Annotated in this window: 13 protein-coding genes, 1 pseudogene and 1 riboswitch; of the genes and pseudogenes, 5 read left to right on the top strand and 9 right to left on the bottom strand. The window is 65.3% G+C overall.

Annotated elements, in window-relative coordinates; all coding sequences use genetic code 11:
- Positions 1-2 precede the first annotated feature (2 nt).
- Both CI15_RS30380 and CI15_RS30375 read right to left on the bottom strand, forming a co-directional pair.
- On the bottom strand, positions 3-1,298 hold the full coding sequence (locus tag CI15_RS30380) for a TolC family protein (RefSeq protein ID WP_062135806.1): 1,296 nt from the start codon (positions 1,296-1,298) through the stop codon (positions 3-5).
- Positions 1,299-1,389: 91 nt separating this feature from the next.
- Complete coding sequence (locus tag CI15_RS30375; protein WP_062135804.1) at positions 1,390-1,752, bottom strand: hypothetical protein; 363 nt, start codon at positions 1,750-1,752, stop codon at positions 1,390-1,392.
- A 180-nt stretch (positions 1,753-1,932) separates the two neighbouring features.
- Positions 1,933-2,094: riboswitch (yybP-ykoY riboswitch) on the top strand.
- Between the two features lie 85 nt (positions 2,095-2,179).
- Between CI15_RS30375 and CI15_RS30370 the strand changes: the two genes are divergently transcribed.
- The gene (locus CI15_RS30370; protein WP_062135800.1) at positions 2,180-3,190 is read left to right on the top strand and encodes a sodium:calcium antiporter; all 1,011 of its coding nucleotides are present in this window, start codon (positions 2,180-2,182) and stop codon (positions 3,188-3,190) included.
- A 30-nt stretch (positions 3,191-3,220) separates the two neighbouring features.
- A pseudogene (locus CI15_RS36230) lies at positions 3,221-3,431 on the top strand (EamA family transporter); the annotation flags it as partial.
- A gap of 11 nt (positions 3,432-3,442) precedes the next feature.
- Here the strand turns inward: CI15_RS36230 and CI15_RS30365 are convergent.
- From CI15_RS30365 to ftrA, 4 genes are all read right to left on the bottom strand, one after another.
- A complete protein-coding gene (locus CI15_RS30365) occupies positions 3,443-4,660 on the bottom strand; it encodes a DUF2252 domain-containing protein (protein ID WP_062135797.1) in 1,218 nt (405 codons plus the stop codon).
- An 84-nt stretch (positions 4,661-4,744) separates the two neighbouring features.
- Positions 4,745-5,512 (bottom strand): bestrophin-like domain, encoded by a 768-nt coding sequence (locus CI15_RS30360; RefSeq protein WP_062135795.1) that lies wholly within the window; start codon positions 5,510-5,512, stop codon positions 4,745-4,747.
- Between the two features lie 157 nt (positions 5,513-5,669).
- Positions 5,670-6,641, bottom strand: a complete 972-nt coding sequence (locus CI15_RS30355; RefSeq protein WP_062135793.1) for a hypothetical protein — start codon at positions 6,639-6,641, stop codon at positions 5,670-5,672.
- Positions 6,642-6,736: 95 nt separating this feature from the next.
- Entirely contained in the window at positions 6,737-7,696 is a 960-nt protein-coding gene (ftrA, locus tag CI15_RS30350; protein ID WP_062135791.1) for a transcriptional regulator FtrA, read from the bottom strand.
- A 132-nt stretch (positions 7,697-7,828) separates the two neighbouring features.
- On the opposite strand from ftrA, the gene CI15_RS30345 reads away from it, so the two are divergent.
- Both CI15_RS30345 and CI15_RS30340 read left to right on the top strand, forming a co-directional pair.
- On the top strand, positions 7,829-8,287 hold the full coding sequence (locus CI15_RS30345) for a rhodanese-like domain-containing protein (protein WP_062135789.1): 459 nt from the start codon (positions 7,829-7,831) through the stop codon (positions 8,285-8,287).
- Between the two features lie 58 nt (positions 8,288-8,345).
- On the top strand, positions 8,346-10,415 hold the full coding sequence (locus CI15_RS30340) for a putative bifunctional diguanylate cyclase/phosphodiesterase (protein WP_062135787.1): 2,070 nt from the start codon (positions 8,346-8,348) through the stop codon (positions 10,413-10,415).
- A 26-nt stretch (positions 10,416-10,441) separates the two neighbouring features.
- Here CI15_RS30340 and dapA read toward each other — a convergent pair whose 3' ends face one another.
- Positions 10,442-11,332, bottom strand: coding sequence for a 4-hydroxy-tetrahydrodipicolinate synthase (gene dapA, locus CI15_RS30335; RefSeq protein ID WP_062135784.1), 891 nt, complete (start codon positions 11,330-11,332; stop codon positions 10,442-10,444).
- Between the two features lie 441 nt (positions 11,333-11,773).
- Between dapA and CI15_RS30330 the strand changes: the two genes are divergently transcribed.
- Positions 11,774-13,066, top strand: a complete 1,293-nt coding sequence (locus tag CI15_RS30330) for an aspartate carbamoyltransferase (RefSeq protein WP_062135780.1) — start codon at positions 11,774-11,776, stop codon at positions 13,064-13,066.
- Positions 13,067-13,086: 20 nt separating this feature from the next.
- On the opposite strand, the gene CI15_RS30325 is transcribed toward CI15_RS30330, so the two are convergent.
- Together CI15_RS30325 and CI15_RS30320 are read right to left on the bottom strand one after the other, a co-directional pair.
- Complete coding sequence (locus CI15_RS30325) at positions 13,087-13,941, bottom strand: alpha/beta hydrolase (protein WP_062135777.1); 855 nt, start codon at positions 13,939-13,941, stop codon at positions 13,087-13,089.
- Between the two features lie 153 nt (positions 13,942-14,094).
- Complete coding sequence (locus CI15_RS30320; RefSeq protein ID WP_062135774.1) at positions 14,095-14,919, bottom strand: NAD(P)H-dependent oxidoreductase; 825 nt, start codon at positions 14,917-14,919, stop codon at positions 14,095-14,097.
- Positions 14,920-14,928 lie beyond the last annotated feature (9 nt).

Raw genomic sequence — 14,928 nt, 5'->3', positions numbered from 1 at the left:
CCTCACTGACTCGCGGACATCGAGGCGGGCACCACCTGGTATTCCAGTTGGGCCCAGGTTTGTGACACATCGCGCTGAAGGTCGAGAACCTGAAGTTCCGCGTCGAGCTGCGCACGCCTGGCCGCGAACGTATCGGCGAGCGAGCCCGTGCCTGCCCTGTATGCGGCAGCCGCCAGTTGCACGCGCTGGTCGGCTGCTGGCAGCAGCGAGTGAGTGAGATTGGTAATGCGCTCGCGACCGCTTGCGAGGGTGGCTGACTGCGTACGGATATCCGCTTCGACCTGACGCTGCGCGTCCTCGTACATCAGGCGCGCCCTGGTGCCCAGTTCAGCTTTTTCCGCCGCGTCCCGGTCCTGAGAGTCCTTGCGATGGATGGGCAGCGGGATGCTGACACCAACCGAAACCATGTTCGAGAATCCGCCTCCGCGCTGCTGGTAGGCGACCTCCCATGTCCAATTGGGACTGCGGTTACTGTTCGCGACGGCGGTATCGGCGTCGGCGACGGCGATGTCCCGCGATGCTGCGACGAGCACCGGCTGCACTTGACTCAGTTCCTCCGGCGGCAGCGATGACACATACGACTGAGGCGCCGGCGGCTCGCCCGTCACATCAGAAACGGGTGTTGCCGTCCAGCGGGACAGGCCGATAAGCGCGGTCTGCAACGTCTGCTGGGACTTGAGCAACTGGTCCTGGGTCTGCGCCAGCATCGCCTGGGCCTGCATCACATCGGCCGCAGTCGCTTTCGCTCCGCGATATGAGGCTTTCGTCGCGTCCAGCTCATGGGTCATGTGGCCAACGAGCTCCTGCTGCAACGAGACAGCTTTTTTCGCATAGACCGCGTTCAGCCACGCGGTGGCCGTTTGCTGACGCGTATTCGCGAGCTGGGCGAGGTAGCCGGCCCGCTCGCGGTCTACAACGTCGTTCGCCAATGCGGACCGCAGCCGCCGCTTGTCACCCGACACCCATTCCTGCTCGATGCCGATACGGCGCATCGTCATGAAATCCTGGCCGATAGTGAATTTCTGCGGCCCGGTAACAGGCAGGTTGTCGACGCCGGCCTTGAGCATCGGGTCGGGCAACTGCCCTGCGCGGATCGAAGCTTCTGAACTGGCACGCACTGATGCCTGCGCAGCCCCCATGGCAGCGGAGCGGTCGGTAGCGGATTGGAGCGCCGCATCAAGCGTGACGGGTGCTTCCTGAGCGTGCGCAGCGACGCTCGCGACAATTAGCGCGGCAAAAAATGAATGCGCGCACAGTGGTGCACGCCGGCATGACGGCGTGCCAATAGTTAAAGGCATGTTCTAACCCCAACGGCGGACTCCATAGGGAATCCACGTCCTGGACGCAGGACGACCTCACCGCAGACGCGGTGAACCTGTCAGAAAGGGATTAGATGGCGCGAGGAGGTCGCCAGAGACTGGCCGGTTCACGGACGGTGAGCGACTGTGCGTAGTGGAATACGATGGGAGTAGACAGCCCGGCGGGACGCGTTACTTCAGTACTGGATACCGGGTGATACAGGCTACCAAGCTGGCATTGCGCCGTCACCTTGCAGAAGAAGCCTTTGGCTTTTCCCGGTTGCGAGGATTGCATCGTTTCACAGCCAGGCATGTCCGAAGACATCGCGCTACTGTCGTCGTAGCCCATGCTCATCTGCATCGGACATTCTCCAGTCAAGCCGCTCGCCGCCAGCCCACTGATGGGAAGCGCAGCGCAGAGCAACAGGAGGAGCAAGGTCCGAAGAAATTTCATGGCTGGGATTATATAGCGAGGCTATTTTAGCCAGTTTCCAGGAATTTTTGCGTTCCCTTGCCGGCGTACCGTAATGGTGTGGTTCATTGATGACCTCCGAGGTCCCGTGGGTATACAGCGATTCATCGCAATGGAAAGATTGTTGAAAGAATGCGATTGCGTTAGACTCGGCTTCGTCTTTTGGGGAGTAGCCTTCCTTCCGCCGCGGAAGGAGAGCGCGTCAACATACTCGGCCTCTGGCCGTGGCGCGCTCGACCGGTTCGGTTTGGCGAGACCATGGGTGCATTGCGTCGTTCCTGGTCGGACGGCGGCGGATGCGCCATGGTTCGTCGACGTCCGACCACGGAGGGCCCATGTGCTTCTCAACTTCCCGCTTCAAGCCAACCCGACTTGCGCTCGCGCCTAACCGCTCAGGCGGAGGTACCGCATGACCCAGCTGTTTTTAGAACTGGCACTCATGCTGGCCGTCATCCTGGTCGCAGCCGAGGTATTCACGAACGCGCTGGAACATCTGGGCGAACGCCTCAAAATCTCCGAAGGCGTGACCGGTTCGCTCTTTGCTGCCGTGGGGACCGCACTGCCCGAGACGATGGTGCCGCTGCTGGCCCTGGCGGGTGGCACATCGAGCCAAAGCGTCAACGAAGAAATCGGCGTTGGCGCCATCCTCGGCGCACCGCTGATGCTGGCCACACTGACGACGTTCCTGATGACGCTTGCCGTCGTTCGTACGCGCGGTGTGCACGGGACCATTGCGCCGGAGCGAACCGGGTTCGTGCGCGACATGAACTATTTTCTTGCGGCATTTGGCCTCGCGGCTCTGGCGATGTTCGTGCCGCACAACCAGTGGTACGTGCGCGCGCTATTCAGCGTCGGACTGGTCGGTATCTACGCGCTTTATGTGGTGATGACATTCCGGGCGTCGGAGAAGCTTGTCGAAAGCGGACATGGCACTGAAGCGCTGGGCACCATGTTTCTGTCGCGACTGGGAGTTCCGACAAATCTCCTGACCATCATCGTGCAACTGGCAGTCGGCGTGGCGTTGCTTGTCGGCGGCGCAAAAGGCTTCATTCACGGCGTGGAAGGCGTGTCACATGCCCTTGGTATCTCGGCTCTGCTGCTGTCGCTCATCATCATTCCGATTGCGACGGAACTGCCTGAGAAGGTGAACAGCATCCTGTGGATTCGGCGCAGAAAGGACACGCTCGCCTTCGGCAACATCACCGGGGCCATGGTGTTTCAGGGCACTCTGTTACCCGCCATCGGCATCATGCTCACACCGTGGGAGCCGCGTGTGGAGGTGCTGACGGGCGTCATCATCACGCTGATTGCTGCTGCCTGGCTGCGCTTGAACGTGAGAGCAGGCGGCCTGGCGGTCCGGGCTTTGTTGATGAACGGATTGCTCTATCTGGGCTATCTTTTCATCACATTGACGCGATAGTCCACCAACGCCGCACACATACTTCCATGGATTCAGGTCGCCGAGCTGCCTTGGCTACTCGGCGCGATCGCAGCGGGCGGCGTCGCCAGACCGGCGCTGTCGATGCCCGGCCTCAGCACTACTCCGGCCGCAACCCGTTCCCTGCTGCTCAACCTTGAAGGTGTCCTCGCGCGACGACAACCCGACGCGCAAGGTTTCGACCAACGACGCAATGCTTATCGCCTGCCTGAAGGGGCTGGTTGATTCAACGCCTCATCGATCCGAGCCGCTCGCCTCGAACACGCCTCGATCATAGGCTTCACAAAAGGCCTTCCAATCCGCCGCGACCTGCGCCTCGCACTGCGTCGCGAGATCGATCAACGGCAGTTGCCAATCGCGCCGATTCCCAAACGCGATCAGATCATCCGCAATCGCCGACTTCTGGCGCCCGCCGCTGCGCAGATGCGCCCAGGCACTCAACTCGGCCATGCTGTTGATCACGGCCTCGAGCCGCGGCAGCTTGCCGTCCCAGGCGGCGAGCGCGACGCGATCTTCCGACGGCTGCAAACTGCGCAGCACATAGGAGCGATCGTTGAAGTCGACCGCGTGCAAAAACGCCTGCGAGACCGCCTGATTGCGCCGTTGCACTTCGACGACACGCTGCGCCTCGGTCTGCCACGTCGGCTGCGCCGCGCTCACGTGCGCACTGACCGACGACGGCAGCGCCTCTTTCAGATCGATCAGATAGTTGCCATCCGGCGAGCCCTTGCCCTCGACCAGAATCACGTAGCGATCGACCCCGAGGCTGCCCGTCCCCGCAATCCGCCGCGCGACATCGAGCGTGCGGTAGAACGCGGGATTCGGCTCTGTCGCGGCGAAGCGCTGCATGAATTGCGTGACGGCCGCACGCTGTTCGTCGCTCGCGGGCAGCGCTTTCTTGCCGTCCACCTTCAGCGTGCGCGTCTTGCCCTTGAGCACCGTGCGCCGGTCCAGATGCGCCGCGCGCGTGCGGCTCGCGAGCGCGTCGAACAGATCGCGCACCATGCCCGTCGCGGTCTCCGCTTCGATCCAGCGCGACTTGCCGAAAGCGAGCGCGGCGCCGTAGGCATCGAGCGCGGTGTGACACAGCGCGAGTGCCTGGGCGCGGCTCAGCTTCAGGTCGGCCGCGCCGACCAGCACGCTCGTCAACAGACGCACGAGTTCATAAGGCACCGGCGCAAGACAGGCTTCGTCGAAATCGTTGTTGTCGAAGTAGACGAGGCGATTGTCGGCCTTGTAGCTGCCGAAATTTTCCAGATGCATGTCGCCGCAGATCCACCCATGCGGCGCGTCGTCGAGCACCTTCGCGCGCGGCAGACGCTGGTAGAACAGATGACAGGTGCCACGCAGAAACACGAACGGCGAGCCGCGCATGGCGCGGTATTTCATAGCGAGCCGTTCGGGGTCGCGGCCGGCATTGAAACTGGCGATGATGCTGGCGATGTCGGACATAGCGGTTCCGTTGTATGAGCGCAAGCGCGCGGTGAGTTCACAGCCTGGTGTGACCTCGGTGTGCGCCGTGAATTCAATGCTGCGTCAACCCGGATGCAGAGAAGTCACCAGCGCCTGCAGATTGAACGGGCGCACATGAATCATGCCGCCACGCGGGCTGTCGATATCCGCGATCAGCGCAAAGGCCAGCGCCACCACGAGCGGCACGACCAGCAACAAGCCCGTGCCAGCCTTCAGCGCCCGCGCGCCATAGCCGACCAGCAGATTCGCGCAGATCGCCATCACGGCCATCAAGCCCCACGCCGGGTACGGGATGCGGTTCCACCACGCGGCCTGCGCATAACCCTGCGCGTTGAGCACGTCGTTGACCGCGGTGACGACGAGCGCCGCGATCGGCGTCGGCTGCGCGGCCGCCGAATTCCTGACGGCCGTCCACATGTCCTGCTGCAGGCGTGAGGTGTCCGCGTTGACCCGATCGAGTTCGCGCGTATCGCGCGTCGTGTAGAACAGCATGCGCACGTCGAGATAGTCGACGAGCAATCTGCGGACCACGGCCGCCTCGGCGGCGGGCAGCAGGTCGGCGCGCACGTAGGCGGTACTGATCGCGCTCGCCTCTTCTTCCTCGTAATGCTCGCGCAAGTCGTAGCGGCCGACCGCCATCGAAAACGTAAAGCCGATGATCAGCGCGAGCAGCGTCAGCGTCGCGGTCTGTATCACGCTGAAGTCGTCGTGGGCATCGTCGGCGATTTTTCTGAAGCGCCGCAGGAGCGTCGCGCCGATGCGCGCCGCCAGCCACATCAATACGAACGACAGGACGAACACGAGCTCGGCATGATTGAGAATGTTTGGCATGGGGCGCGGTTTTTCTTCTGGTGATGGACGGGAACGCTGACGGATGGTGGCGGCAATCAATCCGTCACCGCCCGCATGATAAGGGGCGCGGGCCGCTCGCGGCCAGGCGGGGCAACCCGGGACGTCGAAGGTGCGTGGCCGGGTCGCCAGCTTCGCGTCAGGAACCCGTCATCAGAAAGTAACGTCCGTCGGCGCTGACGTTGTGGCCGAAGCCGCAGGCCTGCGGCGAGCCGTGCGTGCGCACGTCCAGCGTTTCCGGTGCGACGAGACTGAACTCGATCAGGCACTGGTCATCGTGCTGATCGTAGGGCGCGAGATTGCTGATCTTCGTGGTGGCGTCGATTGGGGCAGCGCCGCTCGTAGCGCCGCTGGGGTGGGTCATCGGCACGCGAGCGACGCCGTCGAAGAAACGCACGGTCGCGGACAGCTCGCCGAGGTTCGCGCTCGGCTCGCCGTGCGCATCGATCATCGGATAGACGAAGTCGCCGTCGATGCGGTAGACGCCGTGGCGCCCTTTCACCGGCTTCACGTCGACGCTCTCCCATGCGCCGAAAAACATGTGACGGCGAAACCGCGCGCCTTCGGCCGGCAAGCCAGTCACCACCTCCTTGTGCGCGATCGATTCGAGCCGTTCGCGCGCGGCGGCCACCGCGCGCCCGAGCAGCGCGTCGTGCGGATAGTCGTCGCCGCGCGCGATCGCGGTGCGGTAATACGCGCGCGCGTTCGACCACGCCCCGAGCTTCAACTGCACGTCGCCTTGATGCACGAGCGCCATTGCCATGCGCGAGCGCGCCGAACTCGCTGCTTTCGGCGAATCGCTTTCATCGGCCTGCAACGCGTTCGCCTCGGCGAGCGCCGACTCGGTCGCGACCAGCGTTTGTGCGTCCTCGACGCGCCCGGCCTCGAGCGCAGCCACGCCGAGCGCCGCGCACGATGCATTCGTGCGGCACGGCACGTCTTTGCCGGCGAGCAGTTGGCGTCGATAGAGTTCGGCGCGCGAGTCGGTGTGCGACTGCTGGGCCGGGGTCGCCGTCTGCGCATCGGCCGATGGGCTCGGCAGCACGGCAACCAGCGGCACGGCAAGGGAGACGACTGACGCGGCAAGGACGGCAGACAGTTTGATGTTCATGAACCCAGGACGATCGAGTGTGGCGAAGCATGGACGGCATGACTCGCCTGCAACGGCACTGCGTCGTGATGCTGACAGAAAAACGCGGATTACGCTTACCCCTCGCCCCCGAACCTGCGCCGATAGGCCGCCGGACTCGTCAATGCGATACGCCGAAAATGCCGCCGCAACGACTCCTCCGACCCGAACCCCGCCAGGTCGGCGACGCGTGCCATCGGCAGCGGCGTCGAGGCTTCGAGCAACTCACGCGCGATCGCGACGCGTTCCCTGAGGAGCCACTCGTAAGGCGCCATGCCGGTCGCATCGTGGAACTGCCGTTGCAGCGTGCGCGGGCTCATCGCCGCGCGTGCGGCGAGCGAGCGCAGCGTATGCGGCTCGGCCGCATGGCTGCGCAGCCAGTCCATCAGCTTCGCGATGCGGCCGCTTTCGTCTTGCGGCATCGGACGCGGTACGAATTGCGCCTGGCCGCCCTCGCGATGCGGCGGCACCACCAGCCGTTGCGCGACGCGATTGGCGACCGCGCCGCCATGATCGCGCCGCACCAGATGCAGCAGCATGTCGAGCCCGGCGGCCGATCCCGCCGAGGTGATCACCTGCCCTTCGTCGACATACAGCGCGTCGGGCTGCACGCGCAGCTGCGGATAGCGTTGCTGCAACTTGTCCGCGTAGCGCCAGTGGGTGGTCACGGTCTTGCCGTCGAGCACGCCAGCCGCCGCGAGCACGAACACGCCCGAGCAGATCGAGCAGAGCCGCGCACCGCGCTCGTAGGCCGCGCGAATCCGGCGCAGCAGCGCGGCCGGCGGCACTTCGTCGGCATCGCGCCAACCGGGAATCACGATCGTGTCCGCGCTCGCGAGCAGCTTCAGCGTGTACGGCGCGGCCAGCGTGATGCCCCCCGCCGCGCGGATCGGACCGGGCTCGCCCGCGCAGACCGCGAAGCGATACCACGGCACGCCGAGTTCCGGACGCTCGAGCGCGAACAGTTCGGTCACGCAGCCGAATTCGAAGGTACAGAGCCGGTCGTAGGCCAGCGCGACGACGAGATGATTGTGCATGGCGCGATGTTACCGGAGATTGACGATCACGCCACTTATCCGGTGACCCGGCGCCGGGCACAATCGACCGTGCCTGAAGCGCCTGACAAGCACGCGACAGGACAACCCGATCAACTCGTCTAATTCAACGCCATGACCCACGACCACCTCACCGCCGCTGCCCCCAATGCCGTCACCGCGATTCCCGCCGCCGACAGCGCCGCCGCGCTCGAGCACTTCCACGCGTCGCTGCGCTTCGAAACCGATTGCGCCGACGTCCACGCCGCGCTCGCGAGCGGCGCGCCCGGCTTCGTGCTGCTCGACGTGCGCAGTCCCACGCTGTTCGCGCAGGGCCATGTGCCGGGCGCGCTGAATCTACCGCACGGCAAGATCGTCGCGTCGAAGCTCGCGGCCTATGCGCCGGACACGCTGTTCGTCACTTACTGCGCGGGCCCGCACTGCAATGGCGCGGCGCGCGGGGCGCTGCGGCTCGCCCAGCTTGGTCGGCCGGTCAAGCTGATGGCGGGCGGGCTCACCGGCTGGCTCGACGAGGGCTTCGCGCTGAGCCGCCATGACACTTCCAGCACCGTAAGCCACCCGAAAATAAGCTAAATAAAGTCGGCAAAGTGCCGATAACAAGTCCAGCCGCCTTCCTCGCGGCGGACCCAATATGCAGAGTTCATACAATTTCTGGCTCGTGGCGATTTCGTTCGCGGTCGCGACGCTCGCGTCGTACACCGCGCTCGACCTGACCGGCCGCATCTTCCTGCTCGCCTCGGCGCGCCGGCGGCAGGTATGGCGGCTCGGCGGCGCGCTGGCGCTCGGGGTCGGCATCTGGTCGATGCACTTCGTCGCGATGCTCGCGTTCTCGCTGCCGATCCCGCTCGGCTACGATCTCGCGACCACCGCCTGCTCGCTCGCGCTCGCGATCGGCGCATCGTATCTGGCGCTGTCCATGACGACCCAGGAGCGCCTGACGCCGGGCCGGCTGCTCGCGGGCGGCGTACTGATGGGAATCGGTATCGCCGGCATGCATTACACCGGGATGGCGGCGCTGCGCATGACGCCCGCGATCCAGTACCAGCCGCTGTGGTTCGCGGCCTCGCTCGCGATCGCGATCGGCGCGTCGAGCGCCGCGCTGTGGATGGCGCGCGCACTCAGCGACGAACACGCGCGCCACGTCGCGGGCAAACGTCTCGCCGCGGCGCTGGTGATGGCCGTCGCGATCAGCGGCATGCACTACACGGCGATGGGCGCCGCCGGCTTCGCACCCAACGCGATCTGCGGCGCGGCCAACGACGTCGACGCGACATGGCTCGCCACCTCGGTGATCGTGCTCACGTTCGCGGTCCTGATCGTCACGCTGATGCTGTCGCGCTTCGACGTGCGCACCACGTTCCTGCTCGGCGCGGTGTCGAAGCTGAACAGCCAGATCGTTCGACTCGCGACGATCGACGCACTGACGGGCCTGCCGAACCGCGCGACGCTGACCGAGCGGATCGAACGCGCGATCAGCGGCGCGCGCCGCCACCGCACGTCGTTCGCGGTGCTGTTCATGGATCTCGACGGCTTCAAGACGATCAACGATTCGCTGGGCCACTCGGCCGGCGATGCGGTGCTGTCGGCGTTCGCGCAGCGTCTGCAGCAATGCGTGCGTTCGAACGACACCGTGGCGCGGCTCGGCGGCGACGAGTTCGTGGTGCTCGCGGAACACCTCGCGAGCGGCGACGACGCGGCCACGCTCGCCGACGGCGTGCTCGACCGGATGCGCCTCGGCACCTGGAGCGACGAGCAACCGCTGCAGGTGATGCCGAGCATCGGCATTGCGCTCTATCCGCGCGATGGCGACAGCGTCGAGACGCTGCTCAAGCACGCGGACGCCGCGATGTACGAAGCGAAGCGCGCGGGCCGCGGCACCTACCGCTTCTTCGAGCGCAGCATGAACGAGGCCGCCACCCGCACGCTGCAGATCCAGCAGGCGCTGCACGAGGCCTTCCTGAACGATCGCTTCTCGCTCGAGTTCCAGCCGAAGTTTCAGGGCAGCGGCGACGCGCTCGCGGGCGCCGAAGCGCTGATCCGTCTGCAGGATCCGCAGATGGGCGCGCTGACGCCGCTCGAATTCATCCCGGTCGCCGAGCGCTCCGGGCAGATCGTGCAGATCGGCTACTGGGTCGTGCGCGAAACCTGCCGGCGCATTCGCGGCTGGATCGAACAGGGCCTGCCGGCGACCAAGGTGGCGATCAACCTGTCACCGCGTCAACTGCTGCAGCCGGACCTCGTCGAAACGATGCTCGACATCGTCAGGACCGAGGGCGTCGCGTGCGAGCAGATCATGTTCGAGATCACCGAAACCGTCGCGATGCAGGACGCCGCGCGCACGGTCGAAGTGATCCGCACGTTCCAGGCGAGCGGCTTCGACATCTCGATCGACGACTTCGGCACCGGCTATTCGAGCCTCGCCTATCTGCAACGCTTTCAGGTGAAGCAACTGAAGATCGACCGCTTCTTCACCAACGGTCTCGACGCGAACGGCGCGGCGGGCAGCGCGATCGTCTCGGCGATCATCGCGCTCGCGCACTCGCTCGAAATGGACGTGGTCGCCGAAGGCGTCGAAACGCAATCGCAACTCGACAAGCTGCGCTCGATGATGTGCGACGAAATGCAGGGCTTCCTGCTCGGCAGACCGGTCAACGCCGACGACTTCGGCAAAATGCTCCGCGGCAGAATGATGGCCGCGTGAGCCACGCGCGCCTTGCAGCCCTCCCCCTAACGCGCCTCCCCTAGCGCCGCGAGCCGTTCGGTCAACGCCTCGCTCGCGCGCGTCATCGGCAGACGCAATTCGTTGCGCACCCATCCGCTGCCCGCCAGCAACGCCTTGATCGGCGCGGGATTCGGTTCCGCGAACGCGAGCTGGATCTGCGGCGCGAGCGCGTGAAAAATGCGCCGTCCTTCTTCGAGCCTGCCTTCCGTCAACGCGCGATACAGCGCGACGAACCGCTCGGGCCGCCAATGCGCCGAGGCCGCGATCGCCCCGCTCCCGCCTGCGCACACCGTCGTGAAGATCTCGAGGTCGTTGCCCGCGAGCACCTGCAAACGGCCGTCGCGAATCAGCGCGAGCGTCGTGTCGAGCGAACCGGCGCAATCCTTGATCGCCTGAATCCGCGGATGCGCGGCGAGCGTCAGCAGCGTGTCGAGTTCGAGCCGCACGCCGGTCCGCTGCGGAATGTCGTAGAGCACGACCGGATGCGCGCTGGCGTCGGCGAGCGCGCTGAAATGCGCGACGATGCCCTCCTGCGCGGGCCGCGTGTAGTACGGCGCGGCGATCAGCATGCCGGCAATCGGCAACCGATTGAGCTGCGCGATCCGCTCGCGCATGCTCGCCGTGTGATTGCCCGACACGCCGACCAGCACGGGTAGCGCGCGCCGCTGCGGTGACGCGCCGGCGGCGGCTTGCACCGCGTCGAGAATCGTCGCGAGCACGGCGTTCTGTTCGGCGGCGTCGAGCGTGGCCGGCTCGCCGGTCGTGCCGAGCGCGACCAGCCCGGCCACGCCGGCGTCCGCGTAGCGATTCACCAGCGCGCGCAAGGCGGCGTGATCGACGGCGCCGTCGGCGAACGGCGTGATCAGTGGAATCCAGATACCCGAGAAATCAGACATGTTTTCTACCTCGATGACGACCGTATCGATTCCGGGTCAGCGGTGCGAGGGAGAACACAGGAGAAGGCCGCAGGCGGGCGGTCGACCGGTCGTTCCGTCGCACATCTGACGACGGAACAGCGTGCTCCGGTCAGATGAGCGGCTGTTTTTTGGCTTTGGCGCCGACGTTGCGCGAACCACCGTTCGCGCGCGCAAACGCCGCGCTCGACTGAGCGATGCGGACGATGAGCGACGAACGGAGTCGGAACGTGGGGCCGGAGTGCATGGACCGCAGTGTAACCGCGAAACCCGCGCCGCGGGCAGCCTTGCGCGCTTCGCGAAACCGCTCGCGGAGAAAAACGCTTGACTTCTACGCCCGGGAAACTAATATACGCACCGCGTACATCTACGCGTTTCGCTGCCTCACTCCCCGCCGACCCCTCTTTTGCGACAGGTGCCCTCATGAGCGTTCCGCAACAAGCCTTCCTACGCGATGCGATGCGTCGCCTGAACATGACGCGCGATACGTTCGCAAACCGCATCGGCGTGTCGCGCCGGGCGCTCGACACGTGGCTGCTGCCGGACGACTCGCAGGAATCGCGGGCGATGCCGGAAATCGTCGAGCGTTTCGTGTCGGAGATCGTCGCGAATACCGAGCCGGGTGAAGGATATACGCAAAGCGTAGACTCGCAATCGCTCGCGAGCCAGATTCTGTTCGAGGGCAAGCCGCAACTGCTGTCGGTCGACCAGTTTTCGCGCGACTCGGTCGAGGCGCTCTTTCGCGTCGCGGACATCATGCAGCCGATCGCCCGGCGCCGCAAAATCTCGCGCGTGCTCGAAGGCGCGGTGCTCGGCAATCTGTTCTTCGAGGCGAGCACGCGGACCCGCGTGAGCTTCGGCGCGGCGTTCTGCCGGCTCGGCGGTTCGGTGTGCGACACCACCGGCTTCACGTTTTCGTCGATGGCCAAGGGTGAATCGATCTACGACACGAGCCGCGTGATGAGCGGCTACGTCGACGCGCTGGTGATCCGCCATCCCGAGCAAGGCTCGGTGGCCGAATTCGCGCGCGCGACCAACGTGCCGGTGATCAACGGCGGCGACGGCCCCGGCGAGCACCCGAGCCAGGCGCTGCTCGATCTGTACACGATCCAGCGCGAGTTCTCGCGCCTCGGCAAGATCGTCGACGGTGCGCACATCGCGCTGGTCGGCGACCTCAAGTACGGGCGTACCGTGCATTCGCTCGTGAAGCTGCTGGCGCTGTATCGCGGCATCAAGTTCACGCTGATTTCGCCGCCGATGCTCGAAATGCCGGGCTATATCATCGAGCAGATCGCGCGCAACGATCACGTGATCGAACAGACGCACGACCTGCGCACCGGCCTCGCTGGCGCCGACGTCGTGTACGCGACGCGCATTCAGAAGGAGCGCTTCGCCGACGAATCGTTCGAGGGCTACACGCCCGACTTTCAGATCAACCAGGCGCTCGTCGATAGCGTGTGCGGCACCGACACGCTGATCATGCACCCGCTGCCGCGCGACAGCCGCCCCGGCGCGAACGACCTGAGCACCGACCTCAATCACGATTCGCGGCTCGCGATTTTCCGCCAGACCGACAACGGCATTCCGGTGCGCATGGCGATTTTCGCGGTGCTGCTCGGCGTCGACAAACTGGTCCAGCATTCGATGCGCGACGCCGCATGGCGCCCGCCCGTCTACCTCGGCCCGGACGACGCGGTGTTTCACGGGATCGACTGAGGCGGAGCGTTTTCCGCGAATCAGACCGCGGCGCGCCCGTCACGCATTTCGCGCGCCGCCTGCCTGAACGTGCCGGCAAAGAACAGCACTTGATATTTGACCGCGTTCGACCAGTACTTCCACGTATGGCCGCCGGGCCGCTCGGCGTAATCGTGCGGCACGCCGAGTTCGACGAGCCGCTCGTGCAGTAGCCGGTTCGACTGCACGAGCGAGTCGTTCACGCCGCAATCGATCGTCAGCGCGATATGGTCGCGGCCGAAATCCTCCGCACTGGCGACGATCGCTTCGCTATTCCAGAACTCCGCGTGTTGCGACGGGTCGCCGAACACCCGCTCGATGCCCGGCTCGTCCTCGCTGCCGCGCGGGTCCACCGCGCCGCTGATGCTGCCCGCCGCGCCGAACGCGTCGGGCCGGTCGAGCGCAATGCGCAGCGCGCCGAACCCGCCCATGCTCAAGCCGGTGATCGCGCGCGCCTGCTTCGTCGCGATCGTGCGGAACCGGCTGTCGATATAGCCCACCACTTCGGTGCCCACATAGGTTTCGTAGCGGCTGCGCGGATCGACGGGACTGTCGATGTACCAGCTCTCGTGGCCGCCGTCGGGCATCACGAGAATCACGTGATAACGGTCGGCGAGCTTGCCGATATGCGAATTCGCGGTCCAGTCCGTGTAGTCGCCGCCCGAGCCGTGCAGCACGTAGACGACCGGAAAACGCTTCGTCGGGTCGCCGTGCACATACTGATCGGGCAGCACGACGGTTGCATCGAACGAGCGATGCATCGCCGCGCTCGGAATCGTGACGACGCGCGACTGGAACGCCCACGCCGGCGATCCAATCAGCATCAAAACGAGCCAGAACGTACGCATTGCATTCATGGTGGGTCGCCCTCCCGTTTGCTTGCGCATTCGTGCGGCTGCTTACCTTCGTCAGGCATCCGAAGGGAAGCGCCACGACATGCCTCGGTCTATGTCGTGGACGACTCTAGCAATGGCGACTTACAACCATATTTCAGCGCGATATCCGCACCGTCAGGCTTCGGCGGCTTCGGCCGCTTCAGTCGATGTTTGCGCTCCCGGCTCTTCGACGTGCGCGGCAAAGCCAACTTGTCCCGGCGCGACATCGTCCCGCAAGGTGAGCGCCGGAATCGTGTATGCACCGCCGTTCTGCGGCCGGAACGCGATCGGCGCGGTGGTCCACAGCGCGTCGAGACGTCGCCCGAGCGCCTGGCTCACCTCCGCGTATTTCGCCTCGTCGACGCGGCTCGTGCGATAGACGACGAACGGCGGCAGCACCTCGAAGCCGGGGTAATACAACACGCCATGCTGGATCGGGAACAGTACGTCGTCGATCGGACCATTGACGCCGCGTGCGCTGTAGTGCGACTCCCAGCCACCGGTCGTGACGACCAGCATCGCGCGCTTGCCCGCGAAACGGCCCTCGCCGTAGCGCTCGCCCCAGCGCGCGTCGGAATGCTCGCCGACGCCGTAGGCGAGACCGTACGCATAGACGCGCTCCACCCAGCCCTTCATGATCGCCGGCATCGAGAACCACCACAGCGGAAACTGCAGGATCACGGCATCGGCCCACTTCAGCTTGTCCTGCTCGCGCGCGATGTCCTCGCTCTGCAAGCCATTCTCGAACGCGTGTTTCGATTCGAGCGACGCAAAGAAGCGCTCGCTGCTGTGGCGCTCGCGGCTGTCATCGGCATCGAGCGACGCTTTCCAGTTCATCGCGTACAGATCGGAAACCTGCACGGTATGACCGGCGCGTTCGAGATGCCGGACAGTAAAGTCCTTCAGCGAACCGTTCAACGATTTCGGTTCGGGATGCGCATAGACGATAAGAACGTTCATGATGGGACC

Source organism: Paraburkholderia monticola (genome assembly GCF_001580545.1).
Classification (GTDB): Bacteria; Pseudomonadota; Gammaproteobacteria; order Burkholderiales; family Burkholderiaceae; genus Paraburkholderia; species Paraburkholderia monticola.
Note: the sequence above shows the minus strand (reverse complement) of the source record. Positions and strands in the feature narration are given on the sequence as shown.

Coding starts and splice junctions, on each gene's coding strand:
- CI15_RS30320 (WP_062135774.1), bottom strand. CDS start 14,919: ATGAACGTTCTTATCGTCTATGCGCATCCCGAACCGAAATCGTTGAAC.
- dapA (WP_062135784.1), bottom strand. CDS start 11,332: ATGTCTGATTTCTCGGGTATCTGGATTCCACTGATCACGCCGTTCGCC.
- CI15_RS30375 (WP_062135804.1), bottom strand. CDS start 1,752: ATGAAATTTCTTCGGACCTTGCTCCTCCTGTTGCTCTGCGCTGCGCTT.
- CI15_RS30355 (WP_062135793.1), bottom strand. CDS start 6,641: ATGAACATCAAACTGTCTGCCGTCCTTGCCGCGTCAGTCGTCTCCCTT.
- ftrA (WP_062135791.1), bottom strand. CDS start 7,696: ATGCACAATCATCTCGTCGTCGCGCTGGCCTACGACCGGCTCTGTACC.
- CI15_RS30370 (WP_062135800.1), top strand. CDS start 2,180: ATGACCCAGCTGTTTTTAGAACTGGCACTCATGCTGGCCGTCATCCTG.
- CI15_RS30380 (WP_062135806.1), bottom strand. CDS start 1,298: ATGCCTTTAACTATTGGCACGCCGTCATGCCGGCGTGCACCACTGTGC.
- CI15_RS30340 (WP_062135787.1), top strand. CDS start 8,346: ATGCAGAGTTCATACAATTTCTGGCTCGTGGCGATTTCGTTCGCGGTC.
- CI15_RS30360 (WP_062135795.1), bottom strand. CDS start 5,512: ATGCCAAACATTCTCAATCATGCCGAGCTCGTGTTCGTCCTGTCGTTC.
- CI15_RS30365 (WP_062135797.1), bottom strand. CDS start 4,660: ATGTCCGACATCGCCAGCATCATCGCCAGTTTCAATGCCGGCCGCGAC.
- CI15_RS30325 (WP_062135777.1), bottom strand. CDS start 13,941: ATGAATGCAATGCGTACGTTCTGGCTCGTTTTGATGCTGATTGGATCG.
- CI15_RS30330 (WP_062135780.1), top strand. CDS start 11,774: ATGAGCGTTCCGCAACAAGCCTTCCTACGCGATGCGATGCGTCGCCTG.
- CI15_RS30345 (WP_062135789.1), top strand. CDS start 7,829: ATGACCCACGACCACCTCACCGCCGCTGCCCCCAATGCCGTCACCGCG.